The 19,931-nt window shown below is 33.7% G+C and carries 23 protein-coding genes; 9 read left to right on the top strand and 14 right to left on the bottom strand.

All coding sequences use genetic code 11. From position 1 onward, the window contains the following. Positions 1-32 precede the first annotated feature (32 nt). Both OO712_RS01960 and OO712_RS01955 read right to left on the bottom strand, forming a co-directional pair. Positions 33-845, bottom strand: a complete 813-nt coding sequence (locus OO712_RS01960) for a dihydroorotate dehydrogenase electron transfer subunit (protein ID WP_109876874.1) — start codon at positions 843-845, stop codon at positions 33-35. Continuing rightward, the gene (locus OO712_RS01955; RefSeq protein WP_109876875.1) at positions 829-1,740 is read right to left on the bottom strand and encodes a dihydroorotate dehydrogenase; all 912 of its coding nucleotides are present in this window, start codon (positions 1,738-1,740) and stop codon (positions 829-831) included. The genes OO712_RS01960 and OO712_RS01955 overlap by 17 nt, the downstream gene beginning before the upstream one ends. A gap of 85 nt (positions 1,741-1,825) precedes the next feature. Between OO712_RS01955 and OO712_RS01950 the strand changes: the two genes are divergently transcribed. Both OO712_RS01950 and OO712_RS01945 read left to right on the top strand, forming a co-directional pair. Further along, on the top strand, positions 1,826-3,286 hold the full coding sequence (locus OO712_RS01950) for an NOP5/NOP56 family protein (protein ID WP_264953803.1): 1,461 nt from the start codon (positions 1,826-1,828) through the stop codon (positions 3,284-3,286). Further along, positions 3,237-3,947: a fibrillarin-like rRNA/tRNA 2'-O-methyltransferase gene (locus tag OO712_RS01945; RefSeq protein ID WP_109876921.1), complete on the top strand. Its 711-nt coding sequence runs from the start codon at positions 3,237-3,239 to the stop codon at positions 3,945-3,947. Before OO712_RS01950 ends, OO712_RS01945 begins: the two co-directional genes overlap by 50 nt. On the opposite strand, the gene rnhB is transcribed toward OO712_RS01945, so the two are convergent. Continuing rightward, on the bottom strand, positions 3,944-4,564 hold the full coding sequence (rnhB, locus tag OO712_RS01940) for a ribonuclease HII (protein ID WP_109876922.1): 621 nt from the start codon (positions 4,562-4,564) through the stop codon (positions 3,944-3,946). The two genes, OO712_RS01945 and rnhB, sit on opposite strands and share 4 nt — an antisense overlap. A 61-nt stretch (positions 4,565-4,625) precedes the next feature. Here rnhB and OO712_RS01935 point away from each other — a divergent pair, with 61 nt between their 5' ends. Further along, complete coding sequence (locus OO712_RS01935; RefSeq protein WP_109876923.1) at positions 4,626-5,774, top strand: tRNA (guanine-N1)-methyltransferase; 1,149 nt, start codon at positions 4,626-4,628, stop codon at positions 5,772-5,774. Here the strand turns inward: OO712_RS01935 and OO712_RS01930 are convergent. Genes OO712_RS01930 through OO712_RS01920 form a run of 3 tightly spaced genes read right to left on the bottom strand, consistent with a single transcriptional unit; the run spans position 5,764 to position 7,639 of the window. Next, positions 5,764-6,357: an RlmE family RNA methyltransferase gene (locus OO712_RS01930; protein ID WP_109876924.1), complete on the bottom strand. Its 594-nt coding sequence runs from the start codon at positions 6,355-6,357 to the stop codon at positions 5,764-5,766. The two genes, OO712_RS01935 and OO712_RS01930, sit on opposite strands and share 11 nt — an antisense overlap. Continuing rightward, on the bottom strand, positions 6,354-7,124 hold the full coding sequence (locus OO712_RS01925; RefSeq protein WP_264953798.1) for a helix-turn-helix transcriptional regulator: 771 nt from the start codon (positions 7,122-7,124) through the stop codon (positions 6,354-6,356). The genes OO712_RS01930 and OO712_RS01925 overlap by 4 nt, the downstream gene beginning before the upstream one ends. Before the next feature lie 56 nt (positions 7,125-7,180). Beyond that, the gene (locus tag OO712_RS01920) at positions 7,181-7,639 is read right to left on the bottom strand and encodes a hypothetical protein (protein ID WP_109876926.1); all 459 of its coding nucleotides are present in this window, start codon (positions 7,637-7,639) and stop codon (positions 7,181-7,183) included. Positions 7,640-7,742: 103 nt separating this feature from the next. On the opposite strand from OO712_RS01920, the gene OO712_RS01915 reads away from it, so the two are divergent. The 4 genes from OO712_RS01915 (at position 7,743) to OO712_RS01900 (ending at position 13,394) form a co-directional block, all read left to right on the top strand. Next, positions 7,743-9,836, top strand: a complete 2,094-nt coding sequence (locus tag OO712_RS01915) for an AAA family ATPase (protein WP_109876927.1) — start codon at positions 7,743-7,745, stop codon at positions 9,834-9,836. A gap of 98 nt (positions 9,837-9,934) precedes the next feature. Then, positions 9,935-12,052, top strand: coding sequence for a biofilm-associated protein (locus OO712_RS01910; RefSeq protein WP_109877015.1), 2,118 nt, complete (start codon positions 9,935-9,937; stop codon positions 12,050-12,052). 38 nt (positions 12,053-12,090) lie between these two features. Beyond that, entirely contained in the window at positions 12,091-12,603 is a 513-nt protein-coding gene (locus OO712_RS01905; protein ID WP_109876928.1) for an adenine phosphoribosyltransferase, read from the top strand. Next, entirely contained in the window at positions 12,603-13,394 is a 792-nt protein-coding gene (locus tag OO712_RS01900) for an S-methyl-5'-thioadenosine phosphorylase (protein ID WP_109877016.1), read from the top strand. Before OO712_RS01905 ends, OO712_RS01900 begins: the two co-directional genes overlap by 1 nt. Here the strand turns inward: OO712_RS01900 and OO712_RS01895 are convergent. The 4 genes from OO712_RS01895 to OO712_RS01880 are packed head-to-tail and all read right to left on the bottom strand — an operon-like array spanning position 13,391 to position 14,719. Then, positions 13,391-13,675 carry a hypothetical protein gene (locus OO712_RS01895; protein WP_109876929.1) on the bottom strand — a complete coding sequence of 95 codons (285 nt, stop codon included), beginning with the start codon at positions 13,673-13,675 and terminating at the stop codon, positions 13,391-13,393. The two genes, OO712_RS01900 and OO712_RS01895, sit on opposite strands and share 4 nt — an antisense overlap. 8 nt (positions 13,676-13,683) lie before the next feature. Then, entirely contained in the window at positions 13,684-14,082 is a 399-nt protein-coding gene (locus OO712_RS01890; protein ID WP_109876930.1) for a hypothetical protein, read from the bottom strand. A 22-nt stretch (positions 14,083-14,104) separates the two neighbouring features. Further along, positions 14,105-14,458: a hypothetical protein gene (locus tag OO712_RS01885; protein WP_109876931.1), complete on the bottom strand. Its 354-nt coding sequence runs from the start codon at positions 14,456-14,458 to the stop codon at positions 14,105-14,107. A gap of 42 nt (positions 14,459-14,500) precedes the next feature. Next, on the bottom strand, positions 14,501-14,719 hold the full coding sequence (locus OO712_RS01880) for a hypothetical protein (protein ID WP_109876932.1): 219 nt from the start codon (positions 14,717-14,719) through the stop codon (positions 14,501-14,503). A gap of 181 nt (positions 14,720-14,900) precedes the next feature. On the opposite strand from OO712_RS01880, the gene OO712_RS01875 reads away from it, so the two are divergent. After that, on the top strand, positions 14,901-15,518 hold the full coding sequence (locus tag OO712_RS01875; RefSeq protein ID WP_109877017.1) for a GNAT family N-acetyltransferase: 618 nt from the start codon (positions 14,901-14,903) through the stop codon (positions 15,516-15,518). Further along, on the top strand, positions 15,508-16,308 hold the full coding sequence (locus OO712_RS01870) for an amidohydrolase family protein (RefSeq protein WP_109876933.1): 801 nt from the start codon (positions 15,508-15,510) through the stop codon (positions 16,306-16,308). Before OO712_RS01875 ends, OO712_RS01870 begins: the two co-directional genes overlap by 11 nt. Positions 16,309-16,379: 71 nt before the next feature. On the opposite strand, the gene OO712_RS01865 is transcribed toward OO712_RS01870, so the two are convergent. From OO712_RS01865 to OO712_RS01850, 4 genes are all read right to left on the bottom strand, one after another. Beyond that, positions 16,380-16,697 carry a hypothetical protein gene (locus tag OO712_RS01865; RefSeq protein WP_109876934.1) on the bottom strand — a complete coding sequence of 106 codons (318 nt, stop codon included), beginning with the start codon at positions 16,695-16,697 and terminating at the stop codon, positions 16,380-16,382. A 104-nt stretch (positions 16,698-16,801) separates the two neighbouring features. Beyond that, positions 16,802-17,026, bottom strand: a complete 225-nt coding sequence (locus OO712_RS01860; RefSeq protein WP_109876935.1) for a hypothetical protein — start codon at positions 17,024-17,026, stop codon at positions 16,802-16,804. A 512-nt stretch (positions 17,027-17,538) separates the two neighbouring features. After that, positions 17,539-18,807, bottom strand: a complete 1,269-nt coding sequence (locus OO712_RS01855; RefSeq protein WP_109877018.1) for a WING-49 domain-containing protein — start codon at positions 18,805-18,807, stop codon at positions 17,539-17,541. A 56-nt stretch (positions 18,808-18,863) separates the two neighbouring features. Next, positions 18,864-19,889, bottom strand: a complete 1,026-nt coding sequence (locus OO712_RS01850; protein ID WP_109876936.1) for a hypothetical protein — start codon at positions 19,887-19,889, stop codon at positions 18,864-18,866. Positions 19,890-19,931: the final 42 nt, after the last annotated feature.

The following is a 19,931-nucleotide window of genomic DNA, read 5'->3' as shown; positions in this document are numbered from 1 at the left end:
TTGTGATTTATTTTAAACCTTGCTAGTCAAATTCAATAATTTTCTAAGATCCCAGCCTTATTTCTGTAAAAATGACCAAATTCCTTGTTTGTTGAGAGGTGTTGCCCATCAAAGACAGTCCCGTCACGGCATACCAGATCTTCGCCTACACAGCAACTACCACAAATTCCAACACCACATTTCATCATCCTCTCAAGACTAGCTTGGACAAACATTTTCCTAGAATGAGCGGATTGTACGGTTTTGTACATCATTATTTCAGGCCCGCATACATAAACCCCATCAAAATGAGATTTGCTGACAAGTTTTTCAACCAAATCAGTGACAAATCCTTTTTCACCATAACTTCCGTCATCAGTTGAGACAATTACTTTGTGAGGGTTATTTTCCAACAAATTGTTTGCCAAGTCTTCAAAAAATACCTCATCTTTAGATTTTGCACCAATTAAAACAGTAACATCATCAGCAGGTTTTACAAAAGTGAGCAATCGCATCATTGGGACAAGACCGGTTCCACCACCAACTAACAAAAGTTTTCCTTCTTTTAGATCAAATGAATTTCCATACGGGCCACGAATTCCAATTTGTTGACCTTCGAGAATATTAAACAAACCAGTTGAAGCAGGTCCATGTTTTCTAACTGTGAATGCTGCTTTTCCAGATTCTTTAGAAATCATCACACTCATTGGTAATTCATTGACTCCTGGAATCCAAACCATTGCAAATTGTCCGGGAAGAACATTGGACATCACATCATCAGAAAAAACTAAAGTTCTGACAGTAGGTGTTTCATCAATTACTTTTTCAATGGTAACAATTGTTGTATGATTATTGTTTCTTTGCAAGACCCACCATTTCCTTTATTGAAGAATAGTTTTTTCTTTTCATGTACTGCAATATTCCATTATTGATATCATTGAAAACATCAATCCAATTATCTCCTACCGCACTACCAAGTTGAATTGCAGAAGCGCCTGCTAAAAAGAATTCAACTGCATCCTCCCATGTAGATATACCGCCACACCCAATTATTGGGATGTCATGTTTTGAAGAAATTTCATAGACACACCTCAATGCAATTGGTTTGATTGGAGTCCCAGATAACCCTCCAAATTTATTACTGAGAATTGGTCGTTGAGTTTCAACATCTATTGCCATTGCTCTAACAGTATTGATTGCAGTGATTGCATCAATTCCAGAATCTATTGCTGCACTTACAGTGTTAAGATAATGAGTAGTTCCTAAACCAACTTTTGCTATTATTGGAACATCAGTGGTATTTTTTGCAGTAGTCACAATTTTTTTAACTAATTCAGGATCATCGCCAACTTCTAAACCGACTTTGGCCACATGTGGACAGGACAGATTCAGCTCATATGCCGTAACTTTACAATTTTCAAATTGTTTAATCATCATTTCAAAATCTTCCGGAATTGAACCCACCAAACTCACAACTATTGGAACATCCTGATTAGGCTCAATCATTTTTGCAAAATTAGTAGCTCCAGGATTTGAGAGGCCTACTGCATTTATCCATCCTCCGCCCTTTACACTAAAGATAGTCGGATTGGGATAGCCTTCCCAGGGTTCTGTACTAAGAGATTTAGTTACAACAGCACCTACGCCGGAACGATACAATCGATTAAAAACATCCAAAGATATGCCCAGAATTCCAGACGCTAGCATCACAGGCCTATCTAATTGAATTTGACCTATGGAAGTTGCTAGACTGAGTTCCACTTTGAATAATGAGCTTAGTTTCGAATATAATAGTTGATTTACGATTCTGGTACCTTTTTTAAAGGTGATTTAGAATCAACTAGTCATGTATTCTGTGATATTAACAGAGTTAGGAATCTCAGTTTTCAATGACGGAAAGATTGAAAGAGCATTCCCATTCTCAAACCCAGTTAAAGAATATCTGTTAGTAAAAAACAAGGAATCAAAACTAAATGAATTAATCAACTATCTTGCTTCTATTCAAAGAGGAGTTTCTGTTAGTGATGAATCATTACTTTCAATTTTAAAAAAATTTTCAATTGACTGTTACTTGATGGACGCATCAGAATTAAACAACATTCAAGCAACAAAACCTCAAATTATTGTAGATTCAGGATTTGCTTCGAATTTGCAAGATACGTTAGGTAAACTAAGAGAATTTGCTTTAGGATTATCATCATCAAAAGTTACCGAAGTATCAGAAAGCCCAGATCTTCACATAATTCAAGCAATCAATTCATTAGATGAAATTGATAAAATTGCAAATGGTCTAAGTTCAAGGCTCAGAGAATGGTATGGATTGCATTTCCCAGAATTGGATAACATTATTGATAGTATTAATGGATATGCACAAATCGTTCTTGCTGGAAAACGAGAATCATTAACAAAGCAAGTTTTTGAGGACGCAGGTTTTCCAGAATCAAAAGTAGAAATGCTATCTTTAATTTCATCTAAAAGCAGAGGAGGAGATATCTCAGACGTTAATTTAGCTATAGTGCAATCAATAGCAAAACAAATCTTAGATTTCCACGAGTTACGTAAAAAACTTGAAGAGCATGTTGAAACTGCAATGCAAGAAATTGCACCAAACCTTTCAGCAATTCTTGGAAGTGCAGTTGGTGCCAGAATTTTAGGAAGAGCAGGAAGTCTCAAAAGATTAGCATCGCTTCCTGCCAGTACAATACAAGTTCTAGGAGCTGAGAAAGCATTGTTTAGATCATTAAAGACAGGTTCACAACCACCAAAACACGGACTACTGTTCCAACATGCCATGGTTCATGCTGCTCCTAGATGGCAAAGAGGAAAGATTGCAAGAGCAGTTGCTGCAAAAGCAGTCATTGCTGCCAGAGTTGATGTTTATGGTGAAGGTCTAAATCAGACTTTGCTTGAAAAACTCAACATTAGAGTAGATGAAATAGGCAAAAAATACGAAAATCCAACCGAGAAAGACATCAGAAAACCTCAATCATTTAGACGTGACGGTGGAAGCTTTGGTGATAGAAGAAGAGAAGGTGGTGATAGAAGAAGAGAAGGTGGTGATAGAAGAAGAGAAGGTGGTGATAGAAGAAGAGAAGGTGGTGATAGAAGAAGAGAAGGTGGCGATAGAAGAAGAGAAGGTGGTGATAGAAGAAGAGAAGGTGGCGATAGAAGAAGAGAAGGTGGCGATAGAAGAAGAGAAGGTGGCGATAGAAGAAGAGAAGGTGGCGATAGAAGAAGAGAAGGTGGTAGAATAAATTATGAAAGAACAGATTCAAATAAAAAGAGAAAAAAGTTTGGAAGAAGATAATCAATCATTTTTTTGGATAAAATCAGAAGGCGAAAGAAAACTAGCTACTGAAAATTTGGTTCCAGGAAACCAAGTCTATAAAGAAAAATTAATTATCAAAAAAGGAATTGAATATAGGTTATGGGATGCATTTAGAAGTAAATTAGCAGCAGCCATAATGAATGAATTAGAATATTTTCCTTTTGAAAATAAAAGTAAAGTTCTGTATTTAGGGGCATCTACTGGAACAACTGTTAGTCATATTTCAGATATTGTGGGCCCAAGTGGAATGGTGTTTGCAGTTGAACATGCAAGTAGAGTTGCAAGAGATTTCTTAGATAGAGTGGCATCATACAGATCAAACATCATGCCAATTTTGCAGGATGCAAGAAAACCAAAAGAATACTTTTCAGTATTTGGAAAAGTCGATATAGTATATGTAGACATTGCCCAGCCCGACCAGACACAAATAGCATTAGATAATTGTGAAATGTATCTAAAAAATGGCGGATATTTCTTTTTGGTAATTAAAACACGAAGTATAGATGTTACAAAATCACCAAGAAGAATTGTTGAGGAGGAAACAGAAAAACTAAAAGCAAATTTTGATATTTTACAATCTATAGATTTACATCCATATGATAAGGATCATGCAATGGTAATTGCAAAATATAAAAATTAATTATTTCCAACTATTTTCTGAACAGGTTTCCAACTTTTACGCACAAAATTAGGCAGAACACTATATGTTACATGATATTTAGTCACAAATTTTACAGTTACAGTATCAGATGGATACCCACTACCCAAATCATGATTTTGTCTTAATTTTGCAATTGCCTTATCTCGAGTAACTTTGGCAAGAATAGATGCTGCAGATACTATGACAAATCTACTGTCAGCATGATGATATGACTTTACTTTACGATTATCAGATTGCTTAGAAATTTCTTTTCCAAATCGAGCAGGATTTACATCGCATGAATCAACATAAGATATATCAGCATTTAATTTTGAAACTACTTTTGCCATATATTTTGCCTCCAAACCATTCAAACAATGTTTTTTCACACTGGCATCAATTAATCTAGGAGAAATTTTTACAATGTAATAATCATCTGCAATATCAATAATTTTTTTATAAAATTGCTCTCGAAGTTTTGGCGAAAGTTTTTTTGAATCTTTTACTCCTAAAGAAGATAGTTTTTGCAAATTTTTTTTATCTAATGAGATTCCAGCTATCACAAGTGGACCTAGCATAGAACCACGTCCAGCATCATCAACTCCACAAATTTGCATGAGTTTTGTCGTAAAACACAAGTATTAAACCGTTATAAGTTTAAAAAAAATTGAAAGACAATTGGAAATTTCAGACGAATCTTTTCAAGAAATCATTGAAGGTAAAACAAAATTGTTGGTGCCAAAAAAGTCAATAACGGAAAAAGTTCCTCCAAAAAAACCTGCATTCTTTAACCCAAAAGCAAAACTGAACAGAGACTTTTCAATAATTGCATATTCTGCGTTCCTAAAAAATGTTCAAGGGCCAAAAATTTTCTTGGAAGGACTATCAGGAATTGGCGCTAGAGGATTAAGAGTTGGAAGCGAGTTAAAAATAGAAAAAATAGTAATAAATGATCTAAATCCATCTGCATTAAAACTGGCTGAACACTCTGCCAATCTAAATAATTTAAAAAATATCGAATTTTCTGAAAAAGAAGTATGTAGGTTTTTGAGTAAATATTCAAAAAAGGGTCTAAGAGGCTCAATTGTAGACATAGATCCGTTTGGTTCACCTGCAGCATATTTTGACTGTGGCATTAGAGCAACCATGCATGGGGGAATTTTGTCCACAGCGGCAACAGATCTTCAAGTTCTAAATGGGTTGTTTCAGGGTGCTTGTAAGAGGAAATACGGCGGAGTTCCAGTAAGAACAGAATACGGAAATGAGATAGCAATCAGATTAGTTTTAGGTTGTCTCAGAGCAGTGGCTGCAAGGTTAGGGGTAGAAATCAGTCCATTATTTGTTGAAAGTGAAATGCATTACTATAGAACTTATGTTAAAGTTTTAAACAGACCAGATCAGGAAGAAAACTTGGGATATATTTTACATTGTAAAAATTGCGGACACAGAAAAATATCACTAGAACAAGAACAGGAATGCAATTTATGTAAACAAAAAACTAGTATTGCAGGACCACTATGGATTGGAAAAATTTTCGACAAAGAATTTATTCAAAAGATGTTATTAGAAATTCCAAATTTAGAAGTAGACAAGATTTGTGAAAAAACTCTTGTAAAGTGTCTTGCCGAATCAGAAATGCCTGCAACGTATTTTACACTTGACGAGATTGCATCAAAAATGAAAGGTTCTCCACCAAAGCTGGAATCTGCAATATTAAATTTACAAAAAAATGATTTTGTAGCTAGTGTCACATCGTTTAGTCCAACCGGATTCAGAACAAACGCAAACATTAATGAGGTTATTAAAATATTTCAGACTATCCAATGAATCCTAAACAAACAAGGTATAGTTCACTACTTTGTTTTCTACTGGCGCTGGGTTTTGTAAGATTTATTCGAGCAAATTTTTTCTTTACATAGTCTCTGAATTCCATTGAATATTCACCATCAAAAACTTTGAAAACAGCATTACCTTTGTTTGCTAAAACTTTGTCCATTATTTTGGTGCAATCATAATTTAAAGAAATTTGTTTAGCATGATCAACGGACCAATTGCCGCTAACCTGAGGGGAAAGATCACAGATCACTGCGTTAACCTTACGGCCAAAATAAGTCATCACTTCATCAACGACATGTTCATCTTCAATATTTTCTCTAATAATATGAGCGCCAGGAATCTCTTCAACGTATGATAAATCAACACCCATCACTTTACCCTGATTTCCTGCTAATTTCACAGCCATCTGAGTCCATCCACCAGGAGCGCAACCAAGATCCAACACGTAAAATCCAGGACCAATAATGCGATAAGATTTATTCAATTCTTGTAGTTTGAATGCGGCTCTACTTCGAAAACCTTGTTCATGAGCTAATCTTCGGAAATGATCCTTACGTGCATCAATTAATTTCATTTAGTCTTCGCCGGTTTTTTCATATCAGCAATAACCCAATCTTCAATGAACTGACAGTTTCGAGGACTGATTTCACCCTCAAGTGAGCATTTTTGCTCAACAGGACAAACTAAACAAGGTGCATTTTCAATTGATTGAGTACTGATTGGAGTTTTCTTTAAAATTAATTTGTAAGTCCAGCGTCCTTTCTCCAAAAGTTTCTCTCTAGTGATTGTCCCCATTCGTTCAAGTTTTAATGCTAAACGAGAACCGTCACGACTTGTAAGTTTGAGTTTTTTCCACAACTCACTCTGAAACATCCCATCGGATTCGCGTTCTGCTAAAATATCACATACTTTGTTTGTGAGTCTTTCCATGTCAACTTTTTCAATTTGGAAGTTTTCAATTTCCTCATCTGAAAGTTGTTCTTCTAATTCCTCTTCTAATGTTTTTTCTGCTTCTTTTTTAGCTTCTTCTAATTCTTTTTTAGTTAATTTTTTTTCTTTTAGTGGTTTTGGTTCTGTTTTTTTCTTAGTCTTTGCTTCAGCTTTTTTCTTTGGTGGTTTTGGTTCTGTTTTTTTCTTAGTCTTTGCTTCAGCTTTTTTCTTTGGTGGTTTTGGTTCTGTTTTTTTCTTAGTCTTTGCTTCAGCTTTTTTCTTTGGTGGTTTTGGTTCTGTTTTTTTCTTAGATGGTGAAGAGTCTAGAACTTTCTGTTTCTTTTTTAATGCATCTAGTTCGGCCTTTATTTTTTCTGCTTCTGCTGAGAGCGTATCTTTTTTCTTTGCCATTAAATCACCTTATTTTTTAAATTCAAGTTACTAATTATCATAGAAAAATTCATGGCCTATTTAACAGTAAATGATCCCCTTGCAGAAGCACTCTTTAGCTGTTTTGAAACCATTTCTGCTACTATCTCATACGAGCCTGGAGTCTCAATAGATTTGGAAAATTCATCATCAGTGGGAATCATATTGCTTCCTTTTTCAAAGCATTGTTCAAAGTATCCACCCTGTGTTACGACATCGTTTGTGGATGAATAAATTGTAACATATAGATCGCCACAGTCAAAAGAAGAATCTCGAACTTTAATTTGAATTTCTACAGGTTCTGAGGTTGAATATTGCTTGGAAAGACCAATAATTTCAATTGACGAGTTTTGAATTGAGAGTCCTCCAGTAGACATTGGCAATAGGTGTAATTCTCTATCAGGTTTTTGTAAAATATCACTCATTACAGCAGAGCCGAAAACTATTGAAAAAATTACAGGCAAAACAAATACAATAAAAATTTTTTTAGATACCATTTTGTTTTACCACCTGTAATTCCCTTATATCTATTTAGCAAAAAATGAAAATTCAGATCAATTTGACGAATGAGTTAAATCGAAGGCGACTAAATATCGCTAGATGCGACTTAGAAAGTTCAGAGTAAGAGCATATCGATGTATTCATGACTCCGGAGAGATAACAGTGGGGGATTTAGCTGCCTTTGTTGGAAGAAATGAAAGTGGAAAAACAACAATACTTCAGGCATTGACTTTGTTGAATAGAGATGAACAGGTTTCAGAATTAGATCTTTGTGATGAAATGAATGAGGAGCTCAAAGAAGAGATTAGATTGGCAGAAGGAGAATTTGATCTTAATCAACATGAAAGAGACTTGGTAAAAGAAAAATTTCCAAGTTTACCAGAAATTAAAAAAATTAAATTAATTAGAACAAATAGAAGGCCAAAAGTGCAATACGAATTTGCAGACATAGAACTTAGTGAAGACGAAAGTCAAGGAATTAATTCATGGGAAAATTTCACAAGGCAGATTCTAGGATTTTTGGACACTATTCCAAACCATCTCAGAATACAAATCAATACAAAATTCTTTGAAGGACAGGTTCCAAAGAATCAAGAAGTTTTTGATAGCGGCATGGCAGAATTTAGCAATCAATTCCACGTTATTGCAATTCAGGAGCCAAAAGTTATCGAAGAATGGGAAAAAATCTACGAGAATCCTGAAAACCAATTTTCAAATTTACTAAGCGGTGAAAGCATAAAAACAGCCCTAGAGAATTTCATTGCATCTGATTTACATCCAAGATTTGTCTATTTTTCGGATTACAAAAAAATCTACGGCAACATCAACCTTAATGAATTTCTAAGAGAAGAAAGAGGGGAAAGGGCAGACTCTATCGAATACATAGAAGAGTTTGACAAGGCAGAGACAGTAAGAAATCTGTTTTATCTTGCAGAACTAGACATGAAAGAACTAGATGAAGTAAAAGAGAGCCCTTCAAAATGCATCAAACTTCTAAATGCTGCAAGCAACAGATTAACTAGCAAACTGAATCCAGCATGGAAAGGAGATCCCATCCATGTAGATTTGAGATACAATCCAGGAAATATTATGAGTGTGGTTATTTCAGATGTTCACAAAGATGGAACCATAACAAACACAGGATTGCTAAATAGAAGAGCAGAGGGATTCAAATGGACATTTTCTTTTATTGTAAACTTTGCTGCCGAAACACAAAGAGCAGAACTAAAAGAAGCATTACTACTTTTAGACGAACCTGCAAGAAATCTTCATCCTACCCAACAAATGGGAATCTCAGATTTGCTGAAAAATTTAGCAGGTTCAAATCAAGTTTTGTATGCAACACATTCACCATTTATGATATTTGATTATACTCCAGGAAACTTGCTTGTTGTAGAATTAGACAGAAGAAAACACCTTAGCAGAATCTTTTATGATTATTGGAATGCAGATGACAAAACATTAACACCAATTTTGTACGGACTATCAAGAGGTCAGGTAGAATCTATTGTAGACAGAGAAATCGGTACAAATTCAAGACCAATAATTATTGTAGAGACAATGTCCGATGCAATGTATCTTAATGCATTCGATAAATTTTTGCAGGATCCAAACATATCAATGAATCCTCTGAATGTTGTGGCAGCATATAACAAAAATTCAGTGTTACCATTAGCGATTTTTTATCGAAATCATGGCTATAGAACATTTGTATTGTTGGATAATTCTGAAGAATCAAAGCAAATTTCTGCCCAGTTAGTTTCAAACGAGTTTTCATCGATTCAAACCATATTCTTTGAAAAGGAAGGAAAGAAACTAGAATCCATCGAAGACTATATCGCACTTGAGGACTATCTACATCCAGTAAATCAGACTTATGAAATAAAGTTAAGGCGTGAAGGATTTTCAAATCTCACACCTGAAGAAGTAGTAGCCAAAGAAGGAAAAGGAGTGTTAGAAAAATTGAAAAAGATATGGCAAGATCATAGAGAAGATGACTGGGGAAAATTTGACAATGAAGAAATTACCAGATATATTTGTGAAAAAATTGCTCTTGAGGACACCAATTTTCTCACAGATAAAACAAAGGATCAATTCAGATCATTATACAGGCTAATTGCTGAAAGAATAAGACAATATCAAAATATTGCAACCAAGCCAGACCCAAGTAAATTTCAAAAAGCCAAAGCTTGAGATTTAAGAAGTTTGCTCATGACATATACTGAACTAAGAAATAGCAAAGTAGGAAAAAGTCTTTAAGGTTTAAGAGAGAGATGGATAATCTGATCAGCATGAATAAATCCTCAATGAGAGGAATGATCCTTTCAATTGCATTATTACTTTCAGTAGCAGTAGTAATTCCAGCTTATGCAGAAATTAATGTGAACAGTGTTGCACTAGAGGAGACAACAATTATTGAATTAACAAATGAGCAAAATGAGAATGTCAATACGTTTAGGATTTGGCTTGGGAGTGATTTTAGTTTCAAATCTTTTAAAACTGAAAAAGGATGGGTAGGAGAAAAGACACCACAAGGAGTAATTGTGTTTACATCATCAGAACCTATCAAAAAGGGAGAATCAGTGAAGTTTGGTGTTAAAACAGACAAAGTAAACGCTGGGATAAATTGGAAAGCATTAGATAGCGAAGATAAACAAATAGACACCGGAAAAGTATTGCCAAAAGAACTATCTTTACTAAGTGAAAATCCAAAGAATCAAGAAGGAAATACCAGTATCAGTATTTCTGCAGAGTCATCCTTTAGAATAGTACCAAAAGAACCAAACGTAGGTTCATCGATTAGAGTCACAGGCGATAAATTCGGAGCATCTCAAGAATTTGATTTTTACATTAACTCGATGAAGATTGGAAGTTTTGAGACAGATAAAGACGGACATTTTATGACTTCAATGAAAATACCAAAAGAACAGAAAGCAGACAGAGTAGATTTCATTGTTAAGGATAAAAAAGGTGAAGAGAAGAAACTCAGTTTAAGAATTAATGAAATAGAAAATAGAATTGTAGAGGGGAATGTCAAACTAACAATACAAGGAGTTCCAAATGTAGTTCATAGAGGAGAGTTTTTGGAGATTTTTGGAACTGGAAAGCCAGGTAATCCAATTACGTTGGAAATTATTGGACCAAACGGTGAACAAATTAGAACAAGAGCAACGGAAATTGATAATAAAGGAAATTGGGAACTAGAACCCCTCATTGTCCCAGTAGACAGACCATTTGGGAAATACACGGGCATTATTTCAGATGGAAGAGAAGAAGAAACGATCAGTTGGGCAGTTGAATCAGATAAAGTAGTAATCATCACACCCACTAGTTTGAAATTTGATCCAGGGCAAACTATGGCATTTAATGGAACGGCTTTACCAAACAAACCAATAGAACTAACTTTAGAAGATCCTCTTGGAAATGAGATATTCTCAGATATTTTTGAAATTGATGAGTCAGGTTTGGTAGAATTTGAGTTTCCAACTACTCAAAACACAGCAGAAGGAACATACACATTGATTGCAACACAAGAAAAAAGTAAGGAATTTATTTTTGTAGGATTAGGGCAATTGCCTACAATTCCAGTGAATATTGAATTTGATAAATTGAGTTACAAATCTACTGAAACAGCAACAATTTCAATTACAGGAAAAGCATCAGAAGTGGTTAGTTTGTTAATTATTGATCCTGCAGATAAACCAAAAGGAGAAACAATATCCATAAAGCTACAACCTGATGGAAGAGGATCTCATTCTCTAAATTTGAAGGGATTTACATCAGGAGTGTATTCAGCTGTTGTCAGTAAAGGAAGTACCAAAAGTACAGAGATTTTTGCAGTTGGTCTGCAAGTAGGATCCGGTGAAATAGACATCAACACCACAAAAACAGAATATCAACCAGGAGATCCAATTTTGATTTTAGGAACTACTAGCCCCAACGTTCTTCTAACAATAACTATGTTTGATCCAGATGGAAAGGAAATCAAGGTCAGAGAATCATTTTCAGACAAAGAGGGAAGAATTTCCGAAGAAGTATTCAGAATTCCTTCTGATGCGAAAACAGGAACATGGAAGATTCATGCAAAAAGTGGATCAAATTTTGATGATGTGGAAATGAAAGTGAAAAATATCGAACAAGAGGGCATGATAATATCAGTTTCAAACAATCCAAAATTAGATGGGGTGAACGATTTTTTGACTATTCAAGTTATTGGAGCAGCACAAACTGTGAAAATTGAAATGATCTCAGACGATGGTAAAATAATTGAAAAATTAGAATTTCCATCAACAAGTTCAGGGGAGATTAAACAACCATGGAAAATTCCTAAAGATATGGAACCAGGAATATATACAATAACTGCAAAAGATGCATTCAATACTGCTCAAAGTACTTTTGAAATCAAATAGTATCAAACAATTTTATTTCACCTAAAAAGTAGATTCTCATGAACTTAAAAGACAAAATAGCAGAATACCCAAATTTTCCTAAAAAAGGCATTTTATTTAGAGATTTTAGTCCAATCTTGAAAGATCCATCTGCATTAACAGAAATTGCAGATGAATTTTCCAAATATTTTCATACTAAAGACATAGATGTCTTTGCAGGAATTGAATCACGCGGATTCATTCTTGCATGTATTTTGGCCTCACGATATAACAAAGGTATGATGATGATTAGAAAAGCAGGTAAATTGCCTGGAAAAACAGTCAAATTATCATACACAATTGAATACGGAAAAGACACCATAGAAATTCAAAAAGACATTATTGAGAAAGGTCAAAGAGTTCTCATCTGTGACGATTTACTAGCTACAGGCGGTACTGCAAAAGCATCTGCAAAATTAATTGAAAAAGTTGGCGGTAAAGTCTCAGGATTTGCATTCATCATAGAACTAACAGAATTAAACGGAATGAAAGGAATTAGCAGTTACAATTGCAAATCATTGGTGAAATATTAATGGAAAAAGATGTAGAGATTGGAATTTTTGGAGGAACCGGTATTTATGATTCAGGACTACTTGAAAATCCACAAGAAATTGATATTGATACACCATATGGTAAACCTTCAGATACCATAACTGTCGGTATTTTCAATGGAAGAAAAATTGCTTTTCTTCCCAGACATGGAAAAAAACACACAATTCCCCCACACATGATAAATTTTAAAGCAAACATTTGGGCATTCAAAGAATTAGGAATTACAAGAATTATTGCACCTTCTGCAGTTGGAAGTCTCAAAGAAGAAGTAGAGCCAGGACATTTTGCACTACCATCACAATTTTTAGACTTTACAAAATCTCGAAATGGTTCATTTTCAGAAGAAGGAAAAGTAATCCACATTTCAGTTGCAGATCCTTTTTGTCCGGAATTACAAGCATCAATTCTGAAGGTTACAGACAATGAGGATTTGAAAATGCACAAAGATTGCACTTATGTCTGCATTGAGGGCCCTAGGTTTTCAACGAAAGCAGAATCTAAATTCTACAGAACAACAGGAGCAGATATTATTGGAATGACTTTGGTTCCAGAATGTCAATTAGCACGAGAAGCACAAATGTGTTATGCATCAATTTCAACAGTGACAGATTATGATGTATGGGCTGAAAAGCCAGTTACTGCAAAAGAAGTGTTAGAAACACTATCAAAGAATGTAGAGAAAACAAAGAAAGTACTGACAGAATTAATTGAACAAATTCCTAAAACTAGAAATTGTTCTTGTGCTAAGGCATTAGAAGAAGCAGAATTTTAGTCATCAACAAATGATTCTTTTTTAAGACCCTCTGGAAGTGTCAAATCTCCTTGGAGTAAGTTTTTCTGAAGCACCAAAATAACTTCTTCAACATCATATCCTAATTTTTCTAATTCTTTCTCGGTATTTTTTGAAAGCTTTGCACCAATATTTTGCCCGCCTATTCTACCAAATGCAATTGCATTAAAACGAAATTCATTACCATCTACAGTAAATTTCCCAGTAATTTTTGCAGCCATCTGGCTTCCATGAATATTATTGATGTGAACTTTAAGATCCATTTTAGAAATTAAATTTCTACTGCCTTGTTAATATTATCGTCAATTAAAAAGCTCCAATGCTTATCATCTTCAATTTTGAAATTGTTTATTTTGAGTGGGATTATTTGTTCGTCAAGACATTCATGTTTTATTTCTCCGTTTTCAGTTAGTCTTACTAATTTCCATTTGTATTTGCCTTGTTGTAATTTGCATATAGTAACTGCCCATTTTGCATCAGGGTCAATTTTTGGCATTCCTACCAGATCTGCTATTTCTTCAATTCCCAATTGCTTTTCTTCACAAAATCGTTTCTTGCAAACTCCACATCTCCAAACATCGACAGATCCGATGGTTCTCTCATCTATGTTGATGTTTACTACTCCAAAGTAAACCGGCTGATGTTTACAAGTTTCTGTGTCAACACTCAATGTTGGTCATCCATTATTAGTATTATTTAGTTCTTGCATCATCGTAGGATTTTTCTAAAATTACTCCTATAGTATCAACAATTTTGTTTCGACCAAAGGGAATATTTTCTCGCTCACACATTCTTCTGTACATATTAACTGCAGTGAACCTTGGATGCATTGCTTCAAATTCGGTGTCAGTAATATCAATAAAAGCTCCAAGAGTTATTAAATCCCTAGATGCCTTTTTTGCATCTTCCACAGATATGTTTAATTTTTCAGCAATTTTTGCAGGAGACATTTTTCCAAAGCAGGTAACCAACAGATATGTTTTAGCTTGAATTGGATCTAATTTGATTTCAGAAATCAGATCATTTTCAATTCTAGATAAATCCATCATTTTGAAAATGAATTACGATGAAATAAATGATCTATTCATCTATTTTTTGACTAGTATTTTCTTAGAAATTTTTAAAGAGAATCCCATAGCAATAAAATGAACAAAAGCACCCAATATTACTCCTAAAAATAAATCATCAAGAAGAACCCATATCAGAACAAATGTAGAAAGCGATGGAATAGTGACAATCAAGGCAATAATAGTTCCTTTCAATACAATTTCACGAATTGAAATTTTAGATGATTCATCCCCAGTCAACGATGCAATTTTGAAAAATGGTAATAAAAATCAAAGAACCAATAATAAACAAAAAAAGATCCAATGAGTGTCATTAAAATTCAAGTAAAATCTTAACAATATTATTAAAAATGTTTTTCATATTTTCAAATAATGATTTAAAATGAATTCTGGAAAAAAACATACAGTCATAGTTAGGCAAATGGAAGAAAAAGACATTCCTCAAATCGTAGAGTTACAAAAGATAGCTTTTCCATCCATAGCTTCAAAGGGAATTTACTGGAAACCAAAACATTTGAAGATGCATCTTCAAGTTTTCCCAGAAGGACAGTTTGTAGCAGAATACAAAGAAAAAATTGTAGGTTCTTGCAGTAGTTTAATAATTACACTTCATCCAGAATACAAAGAGCATACATGGATGTCTGTGTGTGGAAATAGTTTCTTCGAAAATCACGATCCCAGAGGAGATACATTGTATGGTGCAGATATATCATCACATCCCGACTATAGAAGATTAGGAATTGCTACAAAACTGTATAACGCAAGAAAGAATCTTGCTACAAAACTTAATTTGCGTAGAATCATTGCCGGTGGCAGAATACTCAATTATTGTGAACATGCAAAAAATATGTCTCCATTAGAATATGTACAAAAAGTTAAGCTGCATGAAATCAAAGAGCCTGTATTACTTTTTCAATTTCGAAACAAATTCAAATTCATCAAAATTTTGCCAAATTATATGAAAGACCCACGCTCATTAAACTATGCAACTTTTATTGAATGGAAAAATCCAAATTTTATAGAAAAAAATGATCATTGATTGCCACGTTCACGTCAACCAGTATGAATTATTACAAAACGTTTCATCCTTAGATGACAGAATTGAAGAACTGCAAAACGAAATGAATGGGAATAATGTAGATTATGCCATAATTTTATCATCATATAAAGTAAATTCTAAAAGACCATCTACAAAACAAATCATTGAGGCCATAAAGAAATATGATAATCTTGGAGTCGCAGCAGGATTTACAATTGATAATCATACAGAAGAAGATCTAAGAGAATATAGAGAACTGATTAAAAATGGAAAAATTAAAGCTTTGAAAATTTATTCTGGTTATGAACACTATTATCCATATGATGAAAAATATCAAAAAGTATATGACATATGTGTAGAATTTGGAATACCTGCAATGTTTCACACAGGTGACACATACTCTGAAAAAGGTAAACTTCGTTTTGCAAGACCATTAAATCTTGATGAAGTTGCAGTGGACAATCCTGAACTAAAAATAGTCATGTGTCATTTAGGAAACCCTTGGATTCAAGATGCACAAGAGGTCATTTACAAAAATAAAAATGTCTATGCAGATGTTTCAGGTCTGGTAGTAGGTTCTTTTGATCATTTTTTTGAAAAGATGATGAAGGAGAAAGTTGCAGAATTGATAAACTATGCAGGAGAACCACGTTATTTATTATACGGAACAGATTGGCCAATTAGTTCAATGGACTCATATCTTAATTTTGTAGCTAAATTAAATATCAAAAAAGAGTTCAGAGATAATTTTATGTTTAAAAATGCAAAAAAACTATTCAACATTTCCTAAAAAATTATGCTCAAATAGGATTTCTTAGTATTGTCGAGTTTCAATGTAATTAAAAATAAAAAAGAGAGAAATTATTTGGTTTGGGTTGCTCTTTTCAGAGCCTTTTGATATGTCGATTTTTGTTTTCTAGCAGTCTTTTCTGCATTTCTTAGGGCCTTCTTCATACTTTTGACTTTAGTATTTGCTTTCTGAAGATCCCGTTTTCTCTTATTTGCTACTAGTTGTGCTCTCCTCTTTGCCTTGCTAACTGTTCTTGTAGCTTTTCTTACGGTTTTTTTTGCTTTTCTAACAGTTTTCTTTGCTTTGGCTGCTGTTCTTTTAGTTGTTTTTGCAGCTTTTCTTACAGATCTTTTTGCTTTTCTAGTAGCTGATCGTTTTTTTGTTGCCATTAATCATGAACAATTTTACACAATTAAATAATAAACACATCAGAAAAAATTTATGCAAACTCAATAAAATTTAGCAAAATTACAAAATAAAAAATAATTTTGTTTTAGACAAATGGTAAAACAGATGTACCAGAAATTCCATCTATGTCTTGAATTCTTTGAACTATATTTGCCATCACATAGTTCTTATCATCAGATTTTACTTGTGCTAAAACTTCGTTCGGATTTTTTCTTTGCTGTATATTCTTTATGTCATGAAATTCTTTCAATCTTTGAATTGCATAATTTCGTTTTCCATCATTACAAGTCACTAAAACTTCATAGGTCATATACTATCTATGTTTTAGATAATTATAACATCATGTTCATAAAAAATGATAATTTCAAGAGTAGAGCTTAATATAAAATAAATAAAAATATGTCCAATATTAGATTAAATGAATATTTATGACAAGAAACAGGTAAAATGTTCTGTTTGTGGAAAGTTTATTGGTGAAATTGACGTTCAGGCTTCAATCATATTTCTATTATGTGAGAAAAGGAATTTTCAGTATATCAATACTAGTAGAAATATCAAAAAATCAATCAGTATATTTGATACAGATCATATCTTACAAAACAACTGATTGTACATAGAAATGAGCCTCTAAAATAGTAAAAAACAGCATCTAATCTTATTATTATAAATACATAGTACGTTAAAATATCTGATTTTTGGTTGGATCTCAAATTATGTAATGCAACACCAACGTGCCTGCTTTACTAGTAAAGAAAACATCGACAAGATTGAAACAAAAACCAAGTAGTGTAATAAGAGAGCGTAAGAATTATTTTATTGATACTAGTTATAGGTTTGATACATAATCTTGCTAAATTCTGCCTTTGCAAGAATTAGTTGATTTCTCAACTCTATAATTTTGATTACATGTGTATCAACTAGTTCTACAAAGTTTTCAGGCCTATCAGGATTATGAATTAATGATTTTAGAGTTTGTTTTTCTTGTATCATTGATGCTTGTAAACTATTAATTCGTACTTCCAAGTCAGATGCTTTGTTTGATGAATCAGCATTTCCAGCAGGAGTTACAGATATTGTAGATTTGTCATTTGCCTCTATTTTTACAGAAGTCATTTGGCAAGAGTTTGCAGATATCTTATCACCCATCTTTATGGTTTGAGATTGTTTATCAGAAGTTACTTTGATTACTGGAAGTTTTATTGTAGTTGATCCTGCACATACCTCAAATATAGCATCATAAAGACCAGGGGTCTGTGTTGCATTTAAAACAGACAACACACTTGCAGAATTTCCTTCAATAACGTTTCCTGAGAATGTCATTTCACCAATTTTATCTTTTGCCGTGGAAGGTAAATGAATAGCAAATAAGGTTCTGTGAAGCTGTTCACGTTTATCATTAATTTGTTTTCGGAGTTCAGCGATTTTGACTCCTTGTTTTTGTGAATCAGGATCAGTGACTTTGAGTGATGATCTAATAGTTGTCAATTGTTCTTTTAATGAATCAAGTTCATTTTGAAGCATTACAACTTTTTCAGAGATATCTCCTTTGTTTAGCAAAATAATTTTGATAGAAGTTGGATCAGTTGCTTTTATTTTTGTTACACTAATCACACATGAATCAGCATCAATCAAATTTGCTAATTCATAGTGTTTGGTTTCACTGTCAGAAGCAACATTGACATCAGGAGCATAAATGGGAGTATAAGCACAGATCTCAAAAATAACGTCATAGTTAGATACTGATTTTCCAGAAGCGGCAGTACCAGTTTGTGTCTTTAGTGCAACAGTTTCAAGAATGTTGATTTGGGCAAGATCAATACTTTTTCTATTAATTATTGTGTTAAGTACCTCTTCATCAATAGGTTCCTTGTCAACAGTAGTTGCCCATCCATTAGCAATGAGTTTTAAGACATTTTTTGCTTTAACGCATGCTATGGAACTATTTGCAGCACGTATGACTTTATACAAACCACTATCACATACAACATCTTCTGTTGAAATTCCGATATCCACTTGATGGTTGGGTGGCAATACATCAGCATTAGAATACTGTAATGAAGGGGCAATAACACCAGTTACCAAGATAGCCATTAGTGAAATTGTAAGAAAATTCATATTTGTAATAATTTTTACTCATATAAAAAAAATTACTTTGTAAGCACCAGAGAGTAGCTTACAGTGAATGGTTCAGTATTTGTTGTATGAAGTGCTATTGCATTTCCCGAAAACTGTACTGAGCCTGAAGCTTTTGTAGGAACAATCGACAATGCAAAGAATGTTTCACCATCAGGAGTCCATGAGGGCAATCCTCTAAGTTCTCCTTGAGATAACGGTCCTATCAAGGTCACAATCTGAACAGGTTCAGATGCATCATATGTCAAATATCCTGAATAGGCTTTGTCTCTTGGGGCCAACAATAACGCAAGCTGATGATTTTCATGTCCGATTCCAGGATCTTGTACTGAGGTCATAGTGCTTCTGAATACTTTTTGACCATCTACAATTTGTTCTGTGTAAGTTATTGAATAACTCACAGTGAATGGTTCAGTATTTTTTGTATGAAGTGCTACTGCATTTCCCGTAAATTGCCAAACACCAGTAGAGCTTTCTTTATCTACAAATGTTAGACCAAATTTTGTTTTACCATCAGTTGTCCAAATTGCTTGTCCTTTATCCATACCTGCTTTTAGTGGACCGTGTAACGCAACTAGTTGAACATTTTCAGTCGCAGTAAAAGAGACATATCCACGATATACTTTGTCACTAGGTGGCAAAAGTATAGCAAGTTGATGATTTTCATGTCCTTGTCCAGGATCTTGTACTGAAGTAATCACACCAGTAACAGTCTTGGGAACTTTCAATGTAGCTATTTCTTGGGCTTTTTCCATTGTCTCAGATTTTGCGTCCTTTTTTGGAGCTTCTTGTGCTTTTGTAGCAGATTCTGTTTTCTTTTCAGATTTTATTTCTTCTTTTGTTTTATCAGAAGATTTTACCTCATTTTTTGGAGGTTCAGAACAAAGTCTATCTCCACAAACTTTTTTGGAGTTAATTGCACTTGCAGAATTTCCTTTACTTTTTAGAGCATCTGCAGATTGAATTAACCCAATAGGGCCTGCAATGGTTCCTGTCAACAAAACAGCAACTACAAAAATTGCTAGGAATGATGTTTTCATGTTGTTATTATAATAAAATAAACTAGTTATTAAAAGATCAAA

It is taken from the genome of Nitrosopumilus zosterae (assembly GCF_025998175.1).
GTDB lineage: Archaea > Thermoproteota > Nitrososphaeria > Nitrososphaerales > Nitrosopumilaceae > Nitrosopumilus > Nitrosopumilus zosterae.
Note: the sequence above shows the minus strand (reverse complement) of the source record. Positions and strands in the feature narration are given on the sequence as shown.